The following is a 25,846-nucleotide window of genomic DNA, read 5'->3' on the forward strand; positions in this document are numbered from 1 at the left end:
TTTAGCGTACCCCCACAAAGAACACTTTCTAAGCCTCTGAATCAAAATTAAGCCATCATCCGCTCCAACTTCTCCTTCCATTTTTCCCAATCAGGCATATAACGGGATTGAAGTCTGAAAAAAGCAGGAGAATGATCCGGGTGAACCAAATGGCATAGCTCATGAATAATGACATATTCTATGCATCCTTTGGGTGCTTTGATCAACTCAGGATTTAGTATTATTTTTCCTTTTGGAGTGCAGCTTCCCCATCTCAAAGCCATATCTCGTATGACCACTGAATCTGGAGCCACACCTTCTGATCTAAATTTTAGAATTAACTCAGAAGCAATTTTCTCAAATTTCTTCCGAGCTAGTTGTAGATACCAAGCCTTCATCAATTCTTTCACTTTATCACGATCTGTAGTCTCTACACGAATTTCTCCATGAAGTAACTTCACCGAATCCTGACTTGCCTCTTCTATCATCAATCGGTACTGCCTTCCCAGATATAGATGAGTCTCTCCGCTTACATAGTTACGCTCTGTTAGTCTCGGCTGGAATGACAAAAAGAAACTCTGCTGCTTTATAATCCATGCAGCACGTTTCTGCAAAACCTGTCTAATCTTTTCTCTGTTGGCGAAGGCAGGTGCTTTGACCAAGACTTCGGAGGTAGGTGTGACAGTTATTCCCAAGGTTTTCCGATCCGAAAAACTCACTTCATAATCGATCACCCTAGAACCAAACTGAATTGAATCTTTCATGATCGATAGCGTTTTTTGGCAACGGCCAAGATTCTTTCAGCCAAGGAATCGATCTCTGAGTAGGAAATCTCCCTCGCATGTTTATCACGGACTTCATCTATCAGGTAGTCCCCTATCTCGATAATAAGTTTACCGGTAATCTCTCTTTTGGACTCCCACTCCACAATAGGGCTCTGCCCCTGACCAAAAACCTCCGCTTTTATAAGCTGATTTATTTTCAATGCGGAAGTTTCGCAGATAGACTTTAGCGCATCGGTGTTGGAAATCTTTTCATCCAAAAACACCTTGGTCAATCCATAAAAAGCAGCTGCCACCGACTCGTCCTTAAGCAGCTCGGGAATGTCCGAGTCTGTATGATTGAGCACCGCATCCATGACATTTTTTGTCTTTTGAAGATATTGGGTTTCCGAAATCCTCCTCGCCTCATAGTCGGCAATTGTTTGGGATAAGAGTTGAGAAAACTTCTTATAAAAAGCGGGATCTTCATCCATCTTTTCGGAAATATACTTGGCTGTCCGGCTGGCAATTTTGTCTGCTTTCGCTGCCTCTCCCACCGTCTTCTCAACTTCACTAGCAAAACTGTCTTTGTCAAAAATATTGACCAAATCAGTAATGGGCTCTACCTCCTCTGCAGTCACATGAGTATCTAGCAGTTTTTGAATCTGCTCTTCATATCGACTATAATCTATCCTGTCAGAAAACCTGGCAACAACTGCGACACGTAGCTTCATAAAAAAAAGCAGATCGGATTTGTACCGATCGATTTCCTTTGGGTCAGTTCTCTCATGAAAGGAAATGGTCGAAAGAGCAAGTTTCAAACTTTTACCGTAAGAAGTGAGCTTGTCATAAAAAATCACCCTAACTGACTCGTCACGCAAGATAAGCTGATAAGCCTCCGCATCCCTTGTGTTTTTTACACTTTTAAAAATATCCCAAAGTTCAGAATGCCTCTGCGGAAGTCTGTTGATCTCTACCTCTATATTCACCAGTGTTCCTTCCATATCGAGCTCATCAAACTCCTGAAAAGCAGCATACATCTTCAATGCATCGTCCAAATTTTCAATGACTCCATAATAGTCTATCACAAATCCGAAATCTTTACCTTCTTCTACTCGATTCACACGGGCAATAGCCTGGAGCAGTTTGTGATCTTTGAGATTTCTGGTCAAATAAAGAACCGTGTTTTTGGGTTCATCAAAGCCCGTCAAAAGTTTATCTACGACAATAATAATTTCTGGATCAGGCAGGTTTTGAAAGCGACTGATCACTTGGCTCTCGTACTTTTTGGCAGATCCATGCTCCTGCATCATCTTTTTCCAAAACCTTTGCACTTTGTCACTGCTTTGCTCATAGGCATTGTCTTCTCCTTCCCGGTCGTCAATGGGTGAAATCAAAACTTCAGAGCTTACCAGTCCTATTTCATCCAAGATGTCTTTGTATTTGATTGCGCTTAGCTTTTTGTCGCAGACCAACATAGCTTTAAACCCTGTTCCTTGCCAATTGTCCCTAAAGTGTCTACTGATATCCCAGCAGGTCACATAAATTCTTTGCTCAGCAGAGTTGATCTGGTCAGCACGGCTAAATTTCCGCTTGAAATCAGCCTTTTCCCTATCATTAAAAGGCTCTGAAACCATATCAAAAAATCGATCTAGAGGGCCTGAATTCACTTTTAGATATGGCAATCTCCCCTCATACAAGAGTGGGACGACCGCCCCATCTTTCACGGCTTCATCTACAGTGTAGGCATCGATCATTCCCCCAAATTTGGCAGCTGTACTCTTCTCTTTCTTGAAAAGAGGAGTACCTGTCATCGCAATAAAACATGCATTTGGCAGGGTCTTTTGCATTTCTATATTGAAGGTTCCATGCTGGGTCCGATGTCCTTCGTCTATCAAAACAAAAATATTCGGATTTTCCAGCGGCTTTTGAATCTTCTTTATTGCAGCGGTGAATTTATTGATTATTGTGGTGACTACAGCATCACTTGGACTTTCGAGCAAATGTACCAGTTGCGTTCCCGTCGACGCATTATTAACTGCCATCCCACATTTTCGAAACGTACTGGTAATTTGTCTATCCAGATCCGTCCGATCCGTTACCAAAATGATTTTTGGATTCAAAATGCTTTTTTCCATGGCAATCGCCTGCGCCATCATGACCATCGTAAGAGATTTACCACTTCCCTGTGTATGCCAAATCACCCCACCTTCTCGTCGATCCCTACCTTTTGCATCTTTTACTAAAACCTTAAGACGTGCCAATGTCTTCTTGACTGCAAAGTACTGCTGATATCGAGTGACCTTCTTCGTACCTCCATCAAACAGAATAAAGTTGTATATCAAATCAAAAAGCCTCTCCGGTCGGCATAAATTGAATAAAAACTCATCTTGCGCCGTAAATTGTACTTCTCCCTTCTCCAAGTCTTCAAAATATCGCTTGACATAGGAAAAGCGATCCGAAAACAGTTTCTGGTGTGTGGTAGGATCTAGTTTCTCTTTTTTGATTACCCTTAATTGATCCTCATATTCCTTCCTTTTCAAATCGGATGAAATCTTTTCTTTCCACTGCGCCCAAAATTTCAACGGAGTACCATTGGTAGCATAGCTTGTTTCTTGGTTTGCCAATGATACCAGCAGCTGGGCATACACATAAAAATTTCTAATCCCGTCCTCCTGCTGATTTCTCAAATGTTGGGAGATAGCCTGCTTGATCGGCTCCTTCATGTCCGGTCGCTTACACTCTAGGATCACAATGGGAATTCCGTTGATAAAAATCACTAGATCCGGAATGTAATGATCTTTGCCGTTGCTACGTAAGACTTTGAATTCTTCTGAAACCTGAAACTTATTGTTTTGGGGATTTTCCCAATCTATGTACTGTAGGGTAAAACTTTTCCGATCTCCATCCACAGTCTGCTCCACGGCCATTCCCAAAGTCAGCAGGTTATAGATTATTTCGGTGGAATGGATATAGCCTTCGTTCAAAGGAATCTCCTGAAGTTTTCGGATTCCGTTTTCAATATTTGCTTCGCTGATGTAAGTGTTACGACTGGAACTGACTTTCTTTTCAGAATTAATCAAACGAAGTTGCCTTCGAAGTACCTCTTCCAGCAAAACCTGGGTAGTTTTTCCTCCACGCAGTTTAAAAGCCTCTCCTTCCGGCAGGTACTCAAACCCAAGTTTGCAGAGCCATTGTATTGCAGGAATCTGTGAAATATGATCTTCTTTGAAACTGGGAGTATCCATAGGGAAGTCCTAATCGATTAGGAAAAATTAAATGTTTTATTGTTTAAAATAAGTAGAATGGTGAAATTTGTAGGGTCATTGCCCAAAGGGTGAAAGACCTGGTTGCCCGCAGATCCGTAAATGCGGACCGCATTCATTGAAATGCGGTTTTCTTCTTAAATCCTCCATTGTGAATTTGAAAGCTTATCTGAATTCTCTTTATTTCTGGTGCTCATCATTGATCCTTTTCGTTTAGCTTTTTTTGGCTTTTTCTTCTTAGGAAGATTGTAAAGCGTTTAATTTATTGAAAATAACACTAGTCCAAAACTTAACTATCGACTAATGAAATCAACTAATTCAATTGAGGTCAAGTGTTAATTTATTTAAATAAATTTTTTATAACCAATTCATTCTAATACTTTTGTCTTGCTCATTTTACCATTGGAAAAAGGAGTTTCGGGGCTCGATACATCACGATATGTATCGAGCCCTGCGGTTTTAATGGACTTCAGGAAGCCTTCTCTTTAAAAGTTTTTTGATTTTTTTTGCTCCATAGTTCTTATTGAGAAAATAAGCAGTAACCAAATAATAATCTCTTTTACTTCTCTGTGGATCCAGAACTATAATATAATTTTGATCTACATCGAAAATGTAAGTTCTAATGATATCTTCTCTTTTTTTCTGATCTCTTTCTTCAACACTGAAGATTTCAACCCTGTCTTTTTTTGTCTCTTCCAAATGAAACCTAATCCAATGCAGGCGTTGAGATCTGTCCTTTTCAAAAATCCGTTTGGGATACTCCTTTCCATTAGCATCCACCTCCTGGATTTCCTCCGTGGTCAAATGCTTAAAAAGCAAATCCATAGCAGGCTCTTCTCCTTTTATGGGGCGAATTATCTTAGTTCGGAAGTTCAAGCCAGGATTTTCTTCGATATCTCTATTGAAAATTGAGCGTAGAGAACCGGTTCTTTCACTCTCTGACAAATGCATGATTTCCAGCAAATCCGGATATTTCTTTAAAAGATTGGTTGGCATCATATCACTTCAGATCTATAAAGAAAAGATTGAACTTCTGATGATCCCTGGGGGTAGACTGAGTCAGGGGAAGCCTGCAATGCTGTTGGATCTTTTCGATGATTTTGTTTTTGGCAATCACCTGATCCAATCCTCGCAGGTGGTAAGACAAAGCTCCCGTAATAATATCCGCCAGTTGCATCAGCTCACTTTCGTGGGAGCGGATATTCTGAAGGTTTCGGACCTGGATTAGATTGGAAGAAAGGAAAGACCGGAGACCGTTTACCTTCTTGGCACTTCGGGTATCCTTGATATCCAGGTAGATATTATGACCATATTCCGGCACCAGTTTCTTACTCAAAAGCTGAAAATACATTTTGTAGTAGAAATCGTCATGGTCTTGGGAAAAATCCGCATGACGAAGTTTGCTCTTGTCGATCACGATAGCCCTATACTGGAGATCTGTCGCAAAAAAGTACTCGATCAGCTCATTATACAGCGGATAGGCAGACTTGGACAGCTTGCTCCACTTCACTTCCGAAAACACCCCATGTTCTTCCTTAATCTGGCGGATATTTTGGGAGTGCATTTTCACCTGATTGTAGGCACTGCTGACATAGCCGATCATCATATAGGGCTGACCGTCATTCTCTAAATGACAGCTTTCATCGCAGTAGAAATTGAAGGTTTTGGTCATATATGCTGAGTATTGGAAATATTAACCAGATATCATCTGGTCAACCTTTTAATTACTTTGAAATTGAATATGGGAATAATTCTTAGTCATTTTAAATTCCTTTATTTTCAGTTTTTTATTTGAATTGCTAAAGAAAATCCACCATTAGCAGTATTCTCATCATAGATGTTCAAAGGCATATCAGCCTTAGGCATCCAAACTCTGCCAAATTCAATGGCTGTAGCAACCGGCATTGCCGGAAATACATGTAGAGTTTTTTGAGAACCAAACCTTGTTTTAATTCTATCAAATAGCAACCTTATTTCGATACTGAGCAGCTGAAGTTGCTTCTTTGACTTCAAGAAATCGTTAAAAGGTTCCTCTATTGTTAATGTATAAATCGAGCAACCTTCGCCCAAAACTCTAATTATCCTTTGATTATCAATCGTTCCGCTAAATGAAATTGCCAATGCCACAAATTCAGGACTTTGCAAATTCTCATTTATATGGTACTGGAAATCAGAAGAGTCACTATTTAAATTCCAAGTATTTGGACCTCTAACTGGTTGATGAATTTCCGCATTTTGAATATCATTGATTAAAGTTCCCAGTTTTATCAATAAAGGAATTGGAGCTAGGGCAAAAATAGACAAATGACTGATTTCCCCCTTTCTGAACTTAGGCCTTAATTGTTCATTGAATTGAGTTTCCAAATTCTCTAATTCAGTCTGCCAAAAACTCGAATTCCTATCTCTTTGCGGACTATTACTTAAGCTTAAATCAATCGCTTGCGATTGAGCAGGATAATAAGATGGGAGCAGAAATTCACGAACCGATTCGTAGGAGATAACTGGAGTATGAACGCCGACATTGGCTCTATAGGTCACAATATGGCTATGCATATTTGGATTGATTGAAGCTACTTTTTCAATTCTATCTTCATGCTCTTTTTTCATTTGCAGAAGCAATGGCTCAGGATGTCCGGCGACATCTTTTTTATCAATTAGCCTATGGTGCTCGTCACACATGAGCATCAAATTGGTAATATCTTTTTTGAGTAAGTCAGATCGAACCACATCACCTCTTGGTCCGCCAGGTACGTCTGCAACAATATGGGCTATGTATGATTGGTTAAACTCACTTTTGGTAAGTGCATCAACAAACAAGGGTTTGTTGCAGCCTCTATATTGGCATCTTCCTGCTGCCTTGCCCCATAGAATGTATTTTGTTGTCGCTGAAATATAGGATATACTCATACCAATCTCTTTTTACCTGTTAACAACTGCTGCATTAATCCCTTCTTCTGCTCCCTGAGTTTCTCCGCCATAGCTTTGAGTAACTTGATTTCTTTATCTGCCGTTTTCAGCAACTCGGCAATGGCGGTTTGTTCTTCAATGGTATCTGGTATTAATACCTTTCTTTTCTTGAAAAGATCATAATCAAAGATTGACTTTTCAATATGCACACCATCTGAGTCTACATTTGCATAATGAGTAAGAATTGGAAATTGGCAATACCACTTACAAAAATCAGCTGTGATTATTTTTTTATCTGCAATTTCTAGACAAACATACTCGTCTGAAACCTTTGCTTTATTAAAGTCGGAATTAATAATGGCCCAAGCACCATGTGAGACTTGTCGTTTTGAAATCAAGAAATCATTTTTTAGAACGGTTTTCAATTTCTTAACTCCTATTTGATATCCAAAAAGAGGGTCTCGATAAAAAACACCACCATTCCTCCTGCGAATACTTATTAATTTATATAGCTCGCTTTCGTTCCAATCGACATATCTATTAACCGGAATAAAAAGATTTGAAATAGAAATAAACTTCCACTCTCCATCAAATCCCTTCAACCTCATCTTCCCCGTCAGTAGATTCTGCATGAGCCATTTTTTGCGGAGTTCTTTTTGGGCGATCAGGCGCTCAGTAGTCAGAATAGACTGATCGATCGTCCCCAGCACTTGGGCTATGGCGTGTTGCTCGGGAAGAGGTGGGAGGGGGATTTGAAGTCTTCTTACATCTGAAGAATTTATTGCAGGATAATTAGACCCAACCAGCAATAGATAAAATTGCCTTGAAACCCATGAACTAAACAGGTACTGGAATAAAAATTCATTGTTGCATTTACTCGCTGTGATCACTGCAAATCCAGTTGAAGCGATTAAATCCTTCACTTCATCTTTAATTATGGAGAAACCTTGAAGATTGGGGCGAACAGTTGACATCAATATATCTCCTTTTCTGACGACTCTTCTTGCTCTTGTAGGCGAAGTGACAAATGTTTGTCTTGTTGTTTCAATTTTGAAATCACCAGAGTCAACATCAGAAAGTGAAATGTAATCGAACTCGTAATCCTTGGAAGTACTACTCTTAAGACTTTCTTTATCTATTTCAGCGATATCTTCAAATTTTTTTATATCCCAATCACTAGGGATTTCTTTATTAAAGAACACCTTTCCCATTTCGGTAAACTTAACTTCTTCCTTTATTTCCCTCAATTAGTTCTTCCTTTAGATTTTCGACCTTCTTTTCATCGTGTATTCCTCCACCGTGCCAAATCCCTGTGCAAAGCCAAAGTTCATAGTGCATCAACCACTCACTAATCCAAGGGACTACTGTATCAGCCAAATACATCCCACTATTCCATTGCTTTACTTTTTTATAGTAAAGACACAACCATTGCTTTTTCGTACTATAAACATGGGGTAGACTATTTTTCTCAGGATATAATTCAAGGAGCGGGCTTTCAATGTAAACATTTGGTTGCTCCCCCCTTCCTAAGACTAGCTTAATTTGATATTCTCTACTTAATGGACTTGGGGTAATGACACACCTCCAATTCAAAACCTGAGAATTAAAATTTATTTCAGAATTCGGAAACAACGCTTTTAATCTTTGAGCTTGCAAAGCCATGTTTAAAGGATGAATCTTAACTTTCATCCCCATGAAAATCGTGTCTTTTGACAGTAATCCCGGTACTGCCCAGCATTCCAGAACCTGAGGCCATTTTCATCAATCCGTCATTTCTGGATTTTAATTGATTTGCTCCATATGCACTGAAGGATTTTTCGATTAATTCTTTTCCAAATGGTTTTTCCATTGATTCCTTAATCAATCTCAAATCTCCTCGTTTTGAAACAATCAAATTCACGTCTTTTTCAACCTCATCTAACCAATTGAAAAATGAATCTTCTCGCTCTGGAAACTGCTGCCACCTATCTGCAAAATTCTCATTTTTATCGTTCACAGGGTTTGATACCCATTTGATAAACTTAACGTACTCACTAGACCATCGTTCCTCGATTTGACTTCTCATTCCCCTTACAACATTCATTAATGCAGAAAGTATATCTGTTTCCTTCTGATAAGCTCGAGCAGCAAGTGTTGTGATAACAATTGATATTGGCTTGTTTTCGTCACCATTAAACATCATGTCTCGATGCCTTTTGAGAATTTGAACCACACGCTGCAATGGCAATTTTTCATTCTGATATTTTGGTACTGGAGCAACTGATTCTCTTAAGGAAAAAGACTTTTCAAGATCTAAACTGGCTCGATTAAAAAACCATCTACCATAACCAAAAGGGTTGCTTTTAAGCCAGTTCAAATGATTTGTATCCCATTTATATCCATCATCGTCTCGATCTGTAATCCTAATTCCTAGCTGTTCTACATCTTCAAACTCTTTCACTGAAAAAGCTTTTTCCAGAATCATCCTATAACCAAAATCAACAATGGATGGTAAAATATCCATATGATACCTCTCTCGTGTATTCCCAGAATCTTGCCTGTATAATAATGTCCAACATCGCCTACCTTCTTCATCTATCATATCTTCATAGGTACCATGAGCTTTCAATCGATCGCCAACTTTATTCTTTAAATCTTCTTGGGTCCAGTTAGGATTCTTCCCTTTAAGCTGACACGCTAGGTCAATATCCAAGTCATCGTCATCGCAAATGGGTCTAATCATGGTACCCAACATAAATGAGCCTTGAGGCAAAATTTCGGGGCGGTAGGGTGCCAAAGTAGAATCAGGGCTAGACAACCAAGAACCGACCGCATTATAACTTTGCACGGCTGAATTATATTGTTTTTCAGTAATATCCAGAGTCTTACCAAGCTCTTCTAAAATTTCACTAAACTGATCTCTTTGATCTTTTGAAAGCATATCTTCTATTTTTTAATTAATTCATCTAAATACTTTTTCATTTCCAACTGAACTACTTTCAACTCTCCCTCCAATCTGCTGATCTCCTCTTGCACCGCTTGGATATCCACTTCAGGTTCCTCCTCAAAGGTGTCCACATATCGTGGAATATTCAGGTTAAAGTCATTCTCCTTGATCTCCTCAAATGTGGCGACATAGCTGAATTTATCCTCTACCACACCAGGCTGGGATTTACCTTCATTAAAATTCCGGTACGTATCTACAATATGCTTGATATCCGAATCCCGAAGCTTATTTTGATTTTTGGCAGCAGCATAATGTTGAGAAGCATCTATGAATAAGACGCTCTTACCCTGCTTTTTATCCCGGTTGAAAATCAGGATTGCTGCTGGAATACCCGTTCCAAAAAATAAGTTTGCCGGAAGACCGATCACTGCTTCCAGCAGATTCTCCTCAATGGTTTTCTGTCTTATACGTCCTTCAGAACTTCCTCGAAAAAGTACTCCATGAGGAACAACCACTCCAACCTTCCCCTTTCCCTCATAGGTCGTTTCGATCATATGGGTGATAAATGCCCAATCGCCTTTACTCTTTGGTGGCACCCCTCTCCAAAAACGATTATATAGATCCGTTTCAGGGTCCCAAGTTACCGTAGTTATTTCTCCATCTTTATCCTCGATTTTCCCCCATTTATCCAAGGAGAAAGGTGGATTAGCAACCACAGTATCAAACTTCATCAGAGAATCCCCTTCTTTCAGTTTAGGATTCCGTATGGTGTCTCCCCATCTGATGGTAGCATTATCAAATCCGTGCAAAAACATATTCATTACCGCCAAAGCCCAGGTACTACCATTAGCTTCCTGACCGTAGAGCGAGAAATTAGACGAACCAACCTCCTGACCTGCCTTGATCAGCAAGGATCCAGATCCACATGTAGGATCACATATCCTTGAACCTGGTGCTGATTTAGTCAACTTAGCCAACAAAGTGGAGACTTCACTTGGTGTAAAGAACTCACCCGCCTTCTTTCCTGCATCGGAAGCAAAGTTGGAAATCAAGTACTCATAAGCTCCCCCAATGATATCTACCCCAGAAAGATGAGATGGCCTCAAATCCAACTCAGGCTTATTGAAGTCCAAAAGTAGATTTTTGAGTCGGTTGTTTTTATCCTTTGGCTCTCCCAATACACTGCTATTGAAGCTGATATTTTTAAAAATCCCTGCTCCATCTTCACTATACAGCTTTTGGCGATTGGCTTCTTCCAGGTCCACAAGGGCAATATCTATCAACTCTCCAATATTTACCGCATTTCTGTTGGCATACAAATACTTAAAATGGCTATGCTCTGGAACAATAAATCGCTCGTGACGCATGGCTCGCTTTGCACGCTCTTGGTCTCCGTGATATTTTTTTAAGTATTCCTCTTCTGTGTCATCATTCACATCACTCAGGTATTTGACAAAAAGCATGGTCAACACATAATCCTTATAGACACTGGGGTCAATGCTTCCACGGAACGTATCACAGGCTCTCCAGACCGCGTCGTTGATGTCTTTTTGCGTTATTATTTTACTCATATTGCTGTATAATAGTATTTAAATCCTGCTCAAAACTCAGCTTCTTTAATCGCTCTATCTTTGAAACCAGATCATTTTCTTCTTTTTTTAATTTACTTAATGCGACCAACTTTTGCTGGATTCCCCTTGGAATCATCACAACTTCAAATTCCTCCAATTGCTTTTTACTTATTGAGGGAATCGAAGTCCCTTTAGCGACTCCTTTCAAATATTCCTGACTATGCCTCGAGTTAAGAATCAAGGTAACATACTCAGGATCCACCGTTTTCTCCCAAATAGAAATAATCAAAAATGATGTGGAAGCTATCGCAGGCAAGTTCCGTGATTCATAGACAGCTGCAAAGTTCTTCAATCCTTTTGCTGAAAATAAGATATCTCCAGGCTTCAATACATGTTTCTCCGAAATATCCTGCCATTGAACGTCTGGGAAAAGCTCGGAGTCAAGCTCGCCATCAGCATTGAAATGCTTAGCTTGCAAGTAAACCAAATCACCTTGAGCCTGGGGTTTTAGAAAAACACCGGATTTTATGGACGCTATATTTTTGAGTGCTTTTTTCAATTTTATTTCTTAGTACATCAATTACGATTTTACATAGTTAAGGAGAAATTCTTAAAAAAAACACAAAATGGAAAATTTATTTTTAAGTACGCGTATTACTAAAAAAATGAAATCATAGATCAAAACGAGTATTTGATTAAAACTAAAAATCATGGTCAATCGAAGGTTAAAGTCCACTAATACGTCTTATTGATCTGTTTGGTATTCTGCAAATCAAATAGCCCTCATGTTTATCCGGAAAAAAGAACTGCCTTCATATCCTCCACGGAGGCTATTCTAGAATTAGTTGCTATCAGCTCCTTGATCACTAGATCCAGGTCACCAGCTGTTTCTTTGGTGAGTTTCATTTTTCTCCTATAAGAATTGATCTATCCTAGTTTATATTTCAGGACAGTGAGCAAACAATTAATTTACTTCAAAAATCCTGTATAATATAAGCCGAAAGCTACTTCTTCGCTTCTGAATACTTTGCTCGGCCTACTAAGGGTTTGGAAATGATGAAATCAACAGAATCACCACTTTTATAACTGGATGCCTTACATGAAAAACATAAAAACGATATGACTTCACCTGATTCCGTTAATGCACTCACATTATACGCATCTTCTCTATAATGGGTAAATGAAGACATCATACTAGGATGATCAGAAAACATTGACGGCGGTCCCACCCATTCACCCTCAGAAAAAGAAAATCCAACTACAGTTCCTTTTGCTTTGTAAGAATTACCCAGTAATTCATTTGTAATAATTAAAACTAGAACAATAATAGGGAATAGGATGAAAACCCTAAAAAACCACACATTTAATGACCTGGTTTCTGAATCAATCAATGCGATTTCCCTGTCTCTTCTATGCTCCCAATCAGAATAACCATTTAAGTTCCTCATTACTAATTATCTATGACCATTTAAATATAAGATAGTTTTTGAGAAGTGACCGTTAACACTTTACTAATTCAACAAACTCAGTCTCAAATTCCGGGATGACTTGGTCGGGGAAATTTATTACCTTTTTAAATTAACCGCCAAGATAAAAGAGGCCTTGCCTCGAAGATTATGGCGAACACACAGCCCTTCCCTTATTTTTCAAAACCACTGAGACAGTTTGGTTCAAAAAGAATTTAAAACAAGGCAGAACCAAAATATTAACTCAAAGTCATTCGATATTGCGATAAGAATCATTTCAAAAATCGCATGTACAACTGGGCAGAAATATGTAGTGAATTAAAAGGGATAGAGAAGCGTGTGGAAATAAAAGTAAGCTTGATTATAAGCACAAATCCAGATCCATTCCCTTTTGATCGCCTTAAAAAGGCGCATGAAATTGCATCTCTTTCCAGAGCAATCCGAGGATTTATTGAGCAGGATAATGAAAAGGATGGTTCTATTCTCCTACAAATGCTTCTGGAAAAGGGAGTAAAACTAAAGTCGGTGAGGGAATAGAGCGAAAAAAATCATATAACCGTTTGCACTCCGACTAGAGAATAAATCAGCATTTGGTAGACGAACTAATACTTCCTCTATATTATTTGACATATTTGTACGAGAATAGATCAAACACATGAGAAAATTAATCGTCCATTTTATACAAAAGGATTCCAAGAGTAAAGATTCAATTCTTATCCTAAAGATCGGAGGAGTTAACAATACTGGTCAGCGATGGGCGATCAGCACCAAAGAGGCTATCGAAGGGATACGTTCCGGAAGTTGGGAGTTGTTTGTTTTAGCAAACACCAATGAAATCCCGGTGCGAATCAAAGAGACCGAAAACACACCTCCGATATTATTTGCCCAGGGAGACGGTTACCTCCACAACATACTGGAAGATCTACCGGAAATCAATTGGGAGGAAATTCTTTAATCTGATAATCCGAAATAATGCCAGATTCCATATTTCCTTACCTAACCATAGGTAATACAGAGTACAGGATAAGAAAGAGGCATTGCCGCAAATAGTATCCGAATAGGTGCAATTGGATGTAGCTATCAATAGTTACTGGGCACTTAGCCAATAATTCTTAATTTTCCCTCTGTATGTTCCAAAAAGGCATTGCTTTGTTCCAACAGTGCCTGCATTTTGTCCATGTCTTCGCTTACAATCGTGGCGCTAAATTCATGGGTGCGGGAAAGCATTCGAATATAGGGCTTAGGATCATTTTGTCTGGTTAATTTTCTTAAGGCTCCCAAATAATCCTCCCTATATACTGTTGGTATTATTATTTTGGATTGCATTGCTTTTGTTAGCTCAGCATTCATCATTACCCTGGCCACACGCCCGTTTCCATCCAAAAACGGATGAATTTCGCTGATAACGAACATAATATAGGCTGCCTTCGCAAATGGGTGCTTGAGTGCTTGGTAAAAGTCAAAACTTTTGATCAGCGTTCCCCTTACAAGTGAAGAATCAACAAATTCAGTTTGACCGGCATAATTATTAATATGCTTAAAACTTCCGGGATTCTTATCTGCCCTAGCTGATAACAATAGCTGGTGTCTATAACTCAATATGGTAAGTAATTCCTCAGGTGAATTGGGAGTAGTACTCATTTCGCTTTTATTTGAGACAATCTTGTAGGTCCCCAAAACGTCATGCGAATCTTCATTTCTCTTTAAAAGTGGTTGTTGGGTCTGGATAATTTGCTTTGCTTCCGCAACTTCGAAAACGGTACCCTCGATGTAATTAGAAAAATAACTTTCAAAAAACGCAAAATTCCTGTACGACTTGTTACTGAGGTTTTGCTCTTCCCTGTATTTGAATTCCTGTTGAACCAATTCCTGAAACAACATTTCGAATAAACTAATCCTGGCAGGATCATAGGGATTACCAAATGCACGTGCGGCAGCTACCGGAGATTTTAATATAGTTGCCGGATGCGTTGTCAGTAGTGCACTGATTATCTTGTTTAGTTTATCAAACTCGGTTTGCATATTTAATTCCTTCGCTAGGATCCTAGCCCGGTCTCTTATTTTATTCAGCTCCTGTTCTCCATTTACCCTTATAATTTGTTCCAGGCGATCTTCTATTTCAGGAAATGTCAACGTTTTTGAATCAGGCCCCGGTCTTCTTGAGACCTGTAGATTCTCCAAAAATACCCGTTCACGTTGGGAAGCATACAACTCCCCAGATAATGGGTTGTCTCCTTCTATTGGCCCGTTACCTTTCAAAAAGTGGATCATTATGCCCGGCAATTCAATTTTCTTGGTGTATTTATACGTCAGAAATATCTGACCTGCATTCGTAGGCTTAAATTCCAGCGCAGAACGATGGCTTAATACTGCTCCTGGATATAATTTCCCAAGAACAGAAAACAGATTTCTTCTTATGATAGCTGCTGGACTATCCTCGAAATTAGCTGAATATAATCTAGGTGCAATTTTTCTGATTTTACCTTCTTTTTCCAGTTTTGAAACAAATCTGGAGATGGTTGGATCAGAGGAGCTATATATAATTTCCTGTAAGTGGATTGGGATGTTTTTTTCCATTATAAATCAGGTTGAAGCTCAATTTTATAAATATTTTCCATTATAAATAACTAACAGACAAATATTTTCTATTATAAGGAAAATTATCCTTGCAAGTTTTTTCCAATACATGAGCGATTTTAACTAAAAATGTTAAATATTTTCAGTTATAAAGCTTCAAAATGAGAATATTTTCCAATATAGATAGATCATCCCAGCTTGAACTTCTAAGTACTTACCTAAGAAAACCATCATAAGTTTCCACCACTAAACAATTCCAACCAATCTAAAAAAACATCTTTCGGTAAACTACTGAAAAGACAAACACCGGTAATTCTTCACTAACTCTTGCTTCCCTGGCCACATTGAATTTTTCAATTCAGTAAGTCACGTGGCCATTGGTAGCATATGTTTTCATCTTTTACCCTTCGAAAGATCCACCAACTGCTCAATAGCTTCAGTTTTAAATACGGATCTTTTATAGACCAAACCCTTTTCAGTATCCAGTCATGACAAAAAAAGGGGATAGCTCCCCTTTCTCTAGAATGGACACTCATTGAGAATATAATCGACTGCTTTCTGCGCTTTGCTGGCTGCGTCTATTAGTAGATGTTTGTCGTTCCGAAGTTCCTTTAACCAGCTTTGGATATACGCTGCTGAGTTTTCCAGCAGATTTTCATCCAATATCCCTGTGTAGTTATTTAGGTAACCTGCACCCATTTCCGCCAAAAGTTCTTCCCTTGCATACCCGGAATCATAAAATGAATGTGGTTTTGTGATCTCTGTCCTATTAAGTCTCGAAGAATGCCCTGTCGCATGGCAAAGCTCATGGTAAAGCACTCCAAAATAGGCTTCGCTCGATGGAAACAATTTCCTTTCCGGCATGGTAATTTGATCAAGATCCGTTCTGTAATATGCCATGGAACCTTGATGAATCAACTCGGGAGGTCTTACCATTTCTGCATAAATTTTCTGGCAGGCCCCATTTACCGGTATCTGGGTGTTAGGTGATGCCTCTGGAAACTCCCAATCTATCCCTTCGATCTGTTCTATAGGAAAGACCTTGAATTCTCTGAGAAATCCGGATCTACCCACCTGTTTAAGATCATAGAAGTCCAGTTTGCTCTCGGGAATCGTCTTCCCTGTCTTTTTGTCCCTGAAGACAAAGTTCCAGTAGCAGATGGGAAGAGCCTTTGCACCCTTCTTTATTTTACCTCCCAATGAATTGGCCTGTTTGAAAGTCAGGTAATACGGATACTGATGTCCACAGGATAATAACAGCCAGAGATTAATCCCTTTATAAGGTTTCTTGGTGAGGTAATTGGAAGGCAATCCCATCTCATGCCAAGGTTGCTTCCAGGGAATCACTCCCTGTTCCAGTTTCTCGATAATCAGATCGGTAAACTTCTGATAGATATCCGATGATCCTTTTGCCTGTCTTGAGATTACAGCCTTACTTGAATAGGCTTCCTGGCCCTTCCTTATAGGAGTCTCACTTACTGATCTTTTTGCTTCAGTCTTCATAGCTATTGTGTTTTGGTTTGACAAATACTTATGAAGCTGCACCAGCCTGTGCCGGGCACTAAGTGCAAGAGGAATCGGAATAAACCAGCAGGGGCGAAAGCATGGGATTTATGCCGAAGTCTCTTGCCTCGTGTGACCGGTTCTGGCTAAATTGGCTGAAGAAGGAATAGAAAAAATTAAAGTTTTACTGTAGGCTCACACAATACCCCTAAAGAACCATTACACTAAAGAACCCTCAAAATTGCATTTGAAAAACTTGCTCTATATGACTTACTGATTTGAAATAGGTCAACTTATTGAAATCACAATCACATTTTTATCGTATCTAAAAGCAAAAATGACTTTGAATAAAAACATACGTACTGATCGAAAATGAAAAACGGAGTTGAATTCAGAAAAATAAAAAAGGAAGCCTAAAGCTCCCCCTCATCGGCAAATGAATAATATCCTTCTGCAGTCATGATTACATGATCCAGTACCGGAATATCTAGGATTCTTCCAGCTTCTTTTACTCGCTGTGTCAATCTTTTATCCTGTTCTGAGGGAAGTAGATTTCCGCTCGGATGATTATGAGCCAAGATAACAGAACTGGAATTTGATTTGATAGCAGCTGCATAGACTAGTTTTACATCTACAATAGTTCCTGCTGTTCCTCCAGAACTGATAGTTACGATACCAAGAACCCTGTTTGCCCTAGACAGCAGCATCACTTTAAAATCCTCAACAAACTCTATCCTGTCCTGATCCCAGGCTTTGGCAAAAACCTCATACACCTGTCTTGAGCTTTCTACTCTTGGACGAAGTGAAGCTTTTACTTTTGCGCTGTAGCTCAGTTTGATCTCAGCTACTTCAAACAAATCAATTTTTCTTTCTTGGGTCTTCATAATCTTTTTCGTTTTTGTGGAACAATGAATTATGAAGCTTCATCAGGCCGTGGGCGACAAAGACCGGAAGGCAAAGGAATAAAAAGCGCAGCGCAGCAAGCGGCTTTATGCCGGAAGCTTTCGGTCGCCCAGAGCCCAGAGGACTAACTTGGTGAGGAATTCAGGGGCCAAAACTCTCATTTTTTTTTGCTATCAAATTCCCTAGAATAAATCCCAAATAACCATCTAGATATATATGCATACCACTAAGGCAAGATGTCAGTAAATACATACTCCCCAACCTAAAAATACTTTCATTTTTTTTGGTAGCTACCACAACGGTGTAAAAAACAGGGATTTATCATACCCACATTTGCTTCTGTCAGCGAGACAAAACAAGGACGCTGACTTAAAACAGTCGCACTATGTTGGAAGCAATTACCTGGAACACATACTTCAGCACCTTGGCAGTAGGCATAGCGGCTTACTATATAACCATACTGGTAGCATACTACCCAAAAGAATTTCGCAGCCTGCTTTCCGGCAGGATAAATAAGATCAGTCAGAACCGTCAACAGGAAGAGGAGCAGGACCACAGGAGGACTGATGGAAAGCCTACTGATCATTTTGAAGAGTTGGAAACAACAGTTGCGGAATTAAGCGGCATCCTCGGGAAGGCGGGACAAAAAAGGACAAGCAAGGAAACATTGCTATTGCAGCTGATCCAGATGCTGTCAAACCACACCGGGCTTCGGGAGCCCGCCTACCGGGTTGCCGTTATCAATTTCATTTTAGAAAACGCTGAAAAGCAGTGCAGGATTTCCTTCAGCGAAACAGAACTCGAAGAAGCTTGGGCTGCTCATTCTCCTTAATCCCAATCAAGCATAACCCTCCCAAAACTTTACAGCATCACAACAACCACTAAATAAAGCAAATATGAAAAAGAACCAGCAACTCCTTACCTCATCCAAGTCAAGAGCAGGCTTGTCTGCCCTACTGCTAGTTTTTTCTACACTGACTGCAAAAGCCCAGGATGGTCTTGCAGGAATCAACGAAGCCAACCGACAGGTGCGAAGCTACTTTGATGCAGGCACAAGTCTGATGTATGCCATCGGCGCTATTCTGGGATTGATAGGCGCAGTAAAAGTTTACCAAAAATGGAATGCAGGCGACCCGGACACCGGAAAAGTTGCCGCTGCCTGGTTTGGAAGCTGCGTGTTTCTCGTGGTAGTCGCCACAGTCATCAAATCCTTCTTCGGGGTATAATCAAAACTTACACACCCATGGGAACTAGCATCTATAAAATCAATAAAGGCATCAATAAGTCCATCGAATTCAAAGGATTAAAAGCCCAGTACATCTGGTATCTCGGTGCCTGTGTGCTTGCACTACTTGTCAGCTTCGCCATCCTCTTTATTCTTGGGGTAAATCCTTTTATCTGTCTGATCATTATCGCAATCTCAGGATCAGTTTTAGTCGTCAAGGTCTATCAACTCAGCCATAAATATGGGGAATACGGCATGATGAAAAAGCTTGCCCACCGTCAGATCCCACATGCCATCCGCATTAAATCAAGAGGGATCTATCGGAAACCCAAAACTAAAAAATAGCCCATATACGCTAGTCAAACCCACAAAAACCCTCATTCCCAAAGAGAAAATAAAACCAATCCATGGAAAGACCACTTGAAACCCATTCTCCTATCCTGAGTATAGAGCAGGACTGTATCCTTTCCAAACAAGGGGATATCACGGTAGCTTTCCAGGCAGAACTTCCAGAGATCTTTACCTTAAGTAATCAGGAATACGAAGCCTTTCATCAGGTGTGGATCAAGGCTATCAAATCACTTCCCAAGCACAGTATTCTACACAAACAGGATTGGTTTATAGACAGCCGCCATCAAGCTAATTTCACGGAATCCGAAGAAAGCTTTCTGCATAGAAGTAGTGAGCGTTTCTTTCACGAACGTCCCTATTTAGATCATTGCTGTTACCTATACTTAACGCTAAGTCCTAAAAACAGGAAGGTTTCAAGCAGCCTGTTTTCCACCCTACTCCGCTCCCATATTGTACCTGAGGAATTGATTCTTGCTGGCACCATTCCCAACTTTCTGGATACCTGCGGACAGTTCGAACGCATCCTGACCGACAGTGGATTTGTGCATATAAAGCGACTAAAAGAACTCGACATTTACAGCACTCGAACCCAAAAGGGAATACTGGAAAAATACTGTAGTCTCTCGGAATCCAAGGAACCAACCTGGCTTTCAGACATTAACTTCAAACAAAGCCTAAGCATTGGTAACAAGCACTGCCGTTTATTCACCCTTTCCGATGCCAGTGATTTGCCTTCTCTTTGCGGAAGCAGAATCAACTACGACAAATACAGTACGGACACTACCAAATTCAGCGTAGGCTTTGCCTCAGCGCTGGGGCAACTCCTACCCTGCAACCACATCTACAACCAGTACATCTTTATTGAAGATGTACAGCAAACGCTAAAAAGACTGGAATCCAAACGGCTCCGTCTCCAGTCACTTGCCAATTACAGCAGGGAAAATGCCATTGCAAGGGATGCGACCAATGACTATTTGAATGAGGCGATCAGTGAACAAAGGCTACCAGTTAAAGCCCACTTTAATATCCTAACCTGGACAGAAGACCCGCTACAGATCCCTGAAATCAAAAAGCAGGTTGGCGCTGCCCTCTCCCAGATGGAGGCTACTGCAAGGGAAGAAACCGTCGGAGCTGCCCAGATCTTCTGGGCAGGAATTCCTGGCAACAGTGCCGACTTTCCGATGAATGATAGCTTTGACACCTTTGTGGAGCAAGCCAGTTGTTTCCTAAATCTGGAAACTGGCTATCGCAACTCGCTCAGTCCATTTGGAATTCGCTTGGGAGACCGGCTCACTGGAAAACCAGTTCATGTGGATCTATCCGATGAACCTGTGAAAAGAGGCATCTGCACCAACAGAAACAAATTCATCCTTGGTCCAAGTGGTAGCGGCAAATCATTTTTCACCAATCACATGATCCGCAGTTATTACGAGCAGGGAACGCATGTAGTCCTTGTGGATGTGGGGCATTCCTACAAAGGACTCTGTGATCTGGTCGGAGGTTATTACTTCACTTATGATGAGAAAAACCCGATCCAATTCAATCCCTTTTACATTGCTGAAGGTGACCAGCTGGATACCGAAAAAAAAGAAAGCATCAAGACGTTGCTGCTTGCACTCTGGAAAAAAGACAACGAAACCTTCACGCGTAGCGAGTATGTAGCGCTATCCAATGCCTTAAAAGGATATTATGAAAAATTGGCTTCAGATTCATCCCTATTTGCGAGTTTCAACAGCTTTTACGAGTACGTGAAGTCAGACTTTCTGCCTCTTCTTCAAATCGATAAAGTCAAGGAGAAGGATTTTGACATCAGCAATTTCCTTTATGTGCTTCGCCCCTATTACAGAGGGGGAGAATTCGATTACCTCTTAAATGCCACTGAGAACCTGGACTTGCTTCAGGAGCGATTCATTGTCTTTGAACTGGACAATATCAAAGACCATCCTATCCTATTCCCAGTGGTGACCATCATCATCATGGAAGTCTTCATCAACAAAATGCGCAAGCTCAAAGGCATCCGCAAACTGATTCTCATTGAGGAAGCCTGGAAAGCCATTGCCAAGGAAGGCATGGCTGAATACATCAAATACTTATTTAAAACAGTCCGAAAGTTCTTCGGGGAAGCCATTGTAGTCACCCAGGAAGTCGAGGATATCATCAGCTCCCCTGTGGTTAAGCAGGCCATCATCAACAACAGTGATTGCAAGATCCTACTGGACCAATCCAAGTACCAGAACAAATTTGATCAGATCCAAGAACTCTTGGGCTTAACTGACAAGGAACGGGCAATGGTACTTTCAGTCAACAAGGCCAATGATCCCAATCGCATCTACAAGGAGGTATTCATCAGTCTGGGAGGAATGCTCTCCAAAGTGTATCGTACCGAGGTATCCAAAGAAGAGTACCTCGCCTATACGACTGAAGAAACCGAGAAAATCAAGGTGATGGATTATGCCCATCGATACGGCTCCATACAAAAAGGAATAGCAGCACTTACAGTAGAACAAGTCCAACACTAAAAACACAGCCATGATTAGCTCCCATAAAAACATCCGCCTTACAGTCCTGCTCACGGTACTTTGTGTAGCATTTATCCTTCCGCCAACCCGGACTCAGGCGGCAGCAACAATTCCTATTGTGGAGATCATTAAGGCTGCTGTCAAGAAAGTCATCGTTGCAGTAGATCTTCAAATCCAGAGGCAGCAAAATAAAGTGATCTGGCTACAGAATGCCCAAAAAGTATTGGAAAACACCATGTCCAAACTCAAGTTGGATGAGATCTCCAGCTGGACAGAAAAGCAACGCGAACTCTACGAAAAATATTTCGACGAGCTCCAACAGGTCAAATCAGCGATTTCCAGCTACCATCGGGTGCGTGACATCGCCCAAAAACAAACACTGATTGTCACTGAATACAAAAAAGTCTGGGCAGTAATCCAGCAGGATGATCATTTCACCATCCAGGAAAAAGAGTACATGGGGCAGGTGTATGCCGGAATTCTGGGAGATACGGTAGAAAACCTGGATCAACTGTCAATTCTTATCAAAGCATTTACCCTTCAAATGAGTGATGGAGAAAGACTGACCCTACTGAATGAAACTGCTCTAAAGGTAGACCAAAACTACCAGGACTTGCTCTCATTTAACCGCAGCAACGGACAGCTGAGTTTACAACGGGCGAGAAGCAACACAGAGATTTCACACATACAGCTACTCTACGGGATCCAACCCTAACACCCTATACCTATGAAAAAGCTACTTATTTTCCTTTTCCTCATCGCTACGGCCTTGCCAGTATCAGCACAGAACTTCCAGGAATGGTTTCAACAAAAGCAGACCAAAAAGAAGTATCTGGCCGAGCAGATCTTTGCATTACAATCCTACCGTACTGTCCTTAAAAAAGGTTATGAGGTTAGCCAACGAGGGCTCAGCTTGGTCAGTAACATTACAAATGGAGACTTTGATCAGCATAAGGATCATTTCCAGTCTTTTGAGAAGGTAAATTCTAAAGTAAAAAACCATCCAGACACCCGGCAAATAATAGAGTTGGCTTCAACTATTCAACAGGTATCAAGACAATACCAAAAGCAACTTAGCTCACTCAATCAGCTCAATGCTTCCGAAGAAAATGTGGTCAGCCAAGTCTTTTTAAACATTCAAAAAGAAATTGGGCAACTGCTCACTGAGCTACAAGCCCTTTTGCAAAACAGCGAACTCAGCCTGTCTGATTCAGAGCGCATCATCAGACTGGAACAACTCCTCTTGCACATGCAAAGCATCTATTCCTATACAATGCGGTTTGGACAGGAAGCCATTCAATTATCCAGCCTTAGAGAGCAGGAACTAAACGGGATTAGCCAAGCAAGAAACTTTCATACCCATGATCAACTCTAACCTACTCAACCATGAAAAAATTACTGATACTGCTTTTCCCGCTCATTTTCACGATAAACATTCAGCCAGCATCTGCACAGGCAGACGAAATTGCTCAGTTACTATTGAATGTCACCAAACTGAGCCAGCTCAAGCAAATACTCAGCGATCTGGAAAAAGGATACAACACACTGAACTCCGGCTATTCACAGATTTCAAATATCGCGTCAGGAAATTTCACAATCCATGAAGCCTTCCTGGATGGCTTGCTACAAGTAAATCCAACGGTAAAAAACTATTACAAAGTCGCAGAAATTATCAGTTTTCAAATCAAGTTGGTGAAGGATTACAAATCGGCCTTTACGAAACTTAAAAACTCCGGTCAGTTCACGAGCAGGGAAATTTCTTACCTCTCTTCAGTGTATAACAATCTCTTCAAAAAAAGTCTGCAACAGCTCGACGAACTAACCTTAGTCTTAACTGCAAATAGACTTAGGATGTCAGATGAGGAACGCTTGGCAGCCATTGATCAGATCCATACCCACATGCAAGACCAGCTGATTTTTCTAATTGCATTCAATCAGGAGAACCAGGTTCTGGCAATTAGCCGAATCAAGGCAAATCAGGAAGTAAATGGAATCAAAAACCTCTATCAATAAATAGGGAACTAAGCTCAACCATCGCCATGAAAGTAATTCCTAAATCCATAGCTATCATTTTATTCTCCATCCTTCTACCACTGACTACTCAGGCCCAGGTGGGCTATGATAGAGGACTCCATGGCGTGTTGGAAGACCTTTACTCTGAGATGATGCCATTATGCAGTCAATTGATCAGCGTGGCTCAGGGAATTGCTGCCTTTGGAGCTTTATGGTATATCGCCTCCAGAGTCTGGCGATCCATAGCAAATGCTGAGCCCATAGACTTCTATCCCTTGTTCCGGCCATTTGCCATCGGCTTTTGTATCCTGCTATTCCCATCTGTTCTTTCCCTGATCAATGGAGTGATGAATCCAACTGTCAACGCTACAGCCTCGATGATGGACAATTCCAACCAAGCTATTGAAAACCTTCTGAAGCATAAAGAAGAAGTCGTTAAAGGGACTATTAAAGGCCAAATGTACCGAAGTAATTACAGGGAGGGGGATTATGAAAAATGGTTGAAATACACTCAGGGTTTGCCTGAGGAAGCTACTGCTCCGGAGGAAGGTTTTTTAGAATCTTTATGGAACAACGAACTTTTCTCAAATGCAAAATGGAGCTTCAATTTTAAACATTGGATCAAACAAGCCCTTGCTGAAATATTGCAATTGCTATTTGAAGCTGCCGCGCTTTGCATCAATACCCTGAGAACCTTTCAGATGGTTGTTCTATCCATTCTGGGTCCCTTGGTTTTCGGTCTATCTGTCTATGATGGATTCCAGCATACTCTTACGGTCTGGCTTGCCCGCTATATTAATATCTACCTCTGGCTACCCGTGGCCAATATCTTCGGTGCCATCATCAGCACCGTACAGGAAAAAATGCTCGTGCTGGACATAGGACAAATCGAAAGCACCGGGGACACCTTCTTCTCTGCCACAGATACAGGATACCTGATCTTTTTGGTGATCGGTATCATAGGCTATTTCTCAGTACCCTCAGTAGCCAACTACATTGTCCATGCTGCTTCAGGTGGAGCACTTCCGCATAAAGCATCCAGCTTTTTCACTCAAGCTGCATTCAGCACTGTTTCCATGGCCAGCTCCGCCGCCAAAATAGCTACAACACGAGGATCAAGTATGTCTGCTGATTCCTATGGGGATAAGGCAGGAAGCATGAACCAGTCCATGGCTTCACGTGGTACGGCTGCCGGTTATTTCAAGGATGGCAGTGATTTTCAATCCAGCAAACTTAAAGGCAACTCTTAATCTTACTACCCATGTTCAGCAAACCAAAAAACATAGACACCGCCTTTCGACAAATCCGGTTATTCACACTTACGATAATCCTCGCTTGTCTCCTCTTTTCAGGTTTCACCCTCTACAAGAGTCAGCAATTGACCGCATCGCTTCAGCAAAAAGTCTACATCCTGGCCAATGGAAAGGCTTTGGAAGCTTTTGCAACAGACCGCAGGGATAATATTCTAGTCGAGGCAAAAGATCATATATCCGCCTTTCATCGGTATTTCTTCACACTCGATCCTGATGAAAAAGTCATCATCGCCAATACAGCCAAAGCACTCTATCTGGCAGATGCTTCTGCAAAACGTCAATACGATAACCTGACGGAAAGCAATTACTACTCAAATATCATTGCAGGGAATATCAGTCAGGAAATCAACATGGACAGTGTATCCATTGATCTGCAGCAAACCCCGTCTTACTTCCGGTATTATGGTACCCAGCAGTTGACCCGGACAGGCTCCATCGTTACCCGAAAACTAGTAACTGAAGGTTACCTGCGCGAGGTGTCCCGCAGTGATAATAATCCTCATGGTTTCCTGATCGAAGGCTGGAAGACATTGGAAAATACAGATACACATATTCAAAACCGCTAA

Annotated in this window: 25 protein-coding genes; 11 read left to right on the forward strand and 14 right to left on the reverse strand. The window is 40.7% G+C overall.

The window, feature by feature from the left end; all coding sequences use genetic code 11:
- Window positions 1-47 precede the first annotated feature (47 nt).
- From ID165_RS13475 to ID165_RS13525, 11 genes are all read right to left on the reverse strand, one after another.
- Window positions 48-743 carry a M48 family metallopeptidase gene (locus ID165_RS13475; RefSeq protein WP_192085352.1) on the reverse strand — a complete coding sequence of 232 codons (696 nt, stop codon included), beginning with the start codon at window positions 741-743 and terminating at the stop codon, window positions 48-50.
- Window positions 740-3,988 carry a type I restriction endonuclease subunit R gene (locus tag ID165_RS13480; RefSeq protein ID WP_192085353.1) on the reverse strand — a complete coding sequence of 1,083 codons (3,249 nt, stop codon included), beginning with the start codon at window positions 3,986-3,988 and terminating at the stop codon, window positions 740-742. Before ID165_RS13480 ends, ID165_RS13475 begins: the two co-directional genes overlap by 4 nt.
- 477 nt (window positions 3,989-4,465) lie before the next feature.
- Entirely contained in the window at window positions 4,466-5,005 is a 540-nt protein-coding gene (locus tag ID165_RS13485) for a hypothetical protein (RefSeq protein WP_225586723.1), read from the reverse strand.
- A 1-nt stretch (window position 5,006) separates the two neighbouring features.
- Window positions 5,007-5,678: a DUF3800 domain-containing protein gene (locus ID165_RS13490; RefSeq protein ID WP_192085354.1), complete on the reverse strand. Its 672-nt coding sequence runs from the start codon at window positions 5,676-5,678 to the stop codon at window positions 5,007-5,009.
- 107 nt (window positions 5,679-5,785) lie between these two features.
- On the reverse strand, window positions 5,786-6,913 hold the full coding sequence (locus tag ID165_RS13495) for an SAVED domain-containing protein (protein WP_192085355.1): 1,128 nt from the start codon (window positions 6,911-6,913) through the stop codon (window positions 5,786-5,788).
- A complete protein-coding gene (locus ID165_RS13500) occupies window positions 6,910-8,124 on the reverse strand; it encodes a restriction endonuclease subunit S (RefSeq protein WP_192085356.1) in 1,215 nt (404 codons plus the stop codon). The genes ID165_RS13495 and ID165_RS13500 overlap by 4 nt, the downstream gene beginning before the upstream one ends.
- 10 nt (window positions 8,125-8,134) lie before the next feature.
- Window positions 8,135-8,602, reverse strand: coding sequence for a hypothetical protein (locus ID165_RS13505; protein WP_192085357.1), 468 nt, complete (start codon window positions 8,600-8,602; stop codon window positions 8,135-8,137).
- On the reverse strand, window positions 8,592-9,833 hold the full coding sequence (locus ID165_RS13510; protein ID WP_192085358.1) for a nucleotidyltransferase: 1,242 nt from the start codon (window positions 9,831-9,833) through the stop codon (window positions 8,592-8,594). The genes ID165_RS13505 and ID165_RS13510 overlap by 11 nt, the downstream gene beginning before the upstream one ends.
- Window positions 9,834-9,838: 5 nt before the next feature.
- Complete coding sequence (locus ID165_RS13515; protein ID WP_192085359.1) at window positions 9,839-11,410, reverse strand: type I restriction-modification system subunit M; 1,572 nt, start codon at window positions 11,408-11,410, stop codon at window positions 9,839-9,841.
- The gene (locus tag ID165_RS13520; protein WP_192085360.1) at window positions 11,403-11,969 is read right to left on the reverse strand and encodes a hypothetical protein; all 567 of its coding nucleotides are present in this window, start codon (window positions 11,967-11,969) and stop codon (window positions 11,403-11,405) included. Before ID165_RS13520 ends, ID165_RS13515 begins: the two co-directional genes overlap by 8 nt.
- Window positions 11,970-12,414: 445 nt before the next feature.
- Window positions 12,415-12,858 carry a hypothetical protein gene (locus tag ID165_RS13525; RefSeq protein WP_192085361.1) on the reverse strand — a complete coding sequence of 148 codons (444 nt, stop codon included), beginning with the start codon at window positions 12,856-12,858 and terminating at the stop codon, window positions 12,415-12,417.
- A 306-nt stretch (window positions 12,859-13,164) separates the two neighbouring features.
- On the opposite strand from ID165_RS13525, the gene ID165_RS13530 reads away from it, so the two are divergent.
- Entirely contained in the window at window positions 13,165-13,413 is a 249-nt protein-coding gene (locus ID165_RS13530) for a hypothetical protein (protein WP_192085362.1), read from the forward strand.
- 118 nt (window positions 13,414-13,531) lie between these two features.
- Window positions 13,532-13,831 (forward strand): DUF3892 domain-containing protein, encoded by a 300-nt coding sequence (locus tag ID165_RS13535; protein ID WP_192085363.1) that lies wholly within the window; start codon window positions 13,532-13,534, stop codon window positions 13,829-13,831.
- Between the two features lie 143 nt (window positions 13,832-13,974).
- On the opposite strand, the gene ID165_RS13540 is transcribed toward ID165_RS13535, so the two are convergent.
- The 3 genes from ID165_RS13540 to ID165_RS13550 form a co-directional block, all read right to left on the reverse strand.
- A complete protein-coding gene (locus ID165_RS13540; RefSeq protein ID WP_192085364.1) occupies window positions 13,975-15,453 on the reverse strand; it encodes a Fic family protein in 1,479 nt (492 codons plus the stop codon).
- A 519-nt stretch (window positions 15,454-15,972) separates the two neighbouring features.
- Entirely contained in the window at window positions 15,973-16,956 is a 984-nt protein-coding gene (locus tag ID165_RS13545; RefSeq protein ID WP_192085365.1) for an ArdC family protein, read from the reverse strand.
- Between the two features lie 413 nt (window positions 16,957-17,369).
- Window positions 17,370-17,840: a JAB domain-containing protein gene (locus ID165_RS13550; protein ID WP_192085366.1), complete on the reverse strand. Its 471-nt coding sequence runs from the start codon at window positions 17,838-17,840 to the stop codon at window positions 17,370-17,372.
- A gap of 404 nt (window positions 17,841-18,244) precedes the next feature.
- Here ID165_RS13550 and ID165_RS13555 point away from each other — a divergent pair, with 404 nt between their 5' ends.
- From ID165_RS13555 to traK, 9 genes are all read left to right on the forward strand, one after another.
- Window positions 18,245-18,691: a hypothetical protein gene (locus ID165_RS13555; RefSeq protein ID WP_192085367.1), complete on the forward strand. Its 447-nt coding sequence runs from the start codon at window positions 18,245-18,247 to the stop codon at window positions 18,689-18,691.
- A gap of 64 nt (window positions 18,692-18,755) precedes the next feature.
- Window positions 18,756-19,085 (forward strand): DUF4134 domain-containing protein, encoded by a 330-nt coding sequence (locus tag ID165_RS13560; RefSeq protein WP_111612336.1) that lies wholly within the window; start codon window positions 18,756-18,758, stop codon window positions 19,083-19,085.
- A gap of 17 nt (window positions 19,086-19,102) precedes the next feature.
- The gene (locus ID165_RS13565; protein WP_192085368.1) at window positions 19,103-19,429 is read left to right on the forward strand and encodes a DUF4133 domain-containing protein; all 327 of its coding nucleotides are present in this window, start codon (window positions 19,103-19,105) and stop codon (window positions 19,427-19,429) included.
- 62 nt (window positions 19,430-19,491) lie between these two features.
- Window positions 19,492-21,954, forward strand: a complete 2,463-nt coding sequence (locus tag ID165_RS13570; RefSeq protein WP_192085369.1) for a TraG family conjugative transposon ATPase — start codon at window positions 19,492-19,494, stop codon at window positions 21,952-21,954.
- A 10-nt stretch (window positions 21,955-21,964) separates the two neighbouring features.
- Window positions 21,965-22,669: a conjugal transfer protein TraI gene (locus ID165_RS13575; RefSeq protein ID WP_192085370.1), complete on the forward strand. Its 705-nt coding sequence runs from the start codon at window positions 21,965-21,967 to the stop codon at window positions 22,667-22,669.
- 12 nt (window positions 22,670-22,681) lie between these two features.
- A complete protein-coding gene (locus ID165_RS13580; protein ID WP_192085371.1) occupies window positions 22,682-23,329 on the forward strand; it encodes a hypothetical protein in 648 nt (215 codons plus the stop codon).
- A gap of 11 nt (window positions 23,330-23,340) precedes the next feature.
- Complete coding sequence (locus tag ID165_RS13585; RefSeq protein WP_192085372.1) at window positions 23,341-23,967, forward strand: TerB family tellurite resistance protein; 627 nt, start codon at window positions 23,341-23,343, stop codon at window positions 23,965-23,967.
- Window positions 23,968-23,993: 26 nt separating this feature from the next.
- Window positions 23,994-25,217, forward strand: coding sequence for a conjugative transposon protein TraJ (traJ, locus tag ID165_RS13590; RefSeq protein WP_192085373.1), 1,224 nt, complete (start codon window positions 23,994-23,996; stop codon window positions 25,215-25,217).
- An 11-nt stretch (window positions 25,218-25,228) separates the two neighbouring features.
- On the forward strand, window positions 25,229-25,846 hold the full coding sequence (gene traK / locus ID165_RS13595) for a conjugative transposon protein TraK (protein WP_192085374.1): 618 nt from the start codon (window positions 25,229-25,231) through the stop codon (window positions 25,844-25,846).

Source organism: Algoriphagus sp. Y33 (assembly GCF_014838715.1).
Taxonomy (GTDB): domain Bacteria; phylum Bacteroidota; class Bacteroidia; order Cytophagales; family Cyclobacteriaceae; genus Algoriphagus.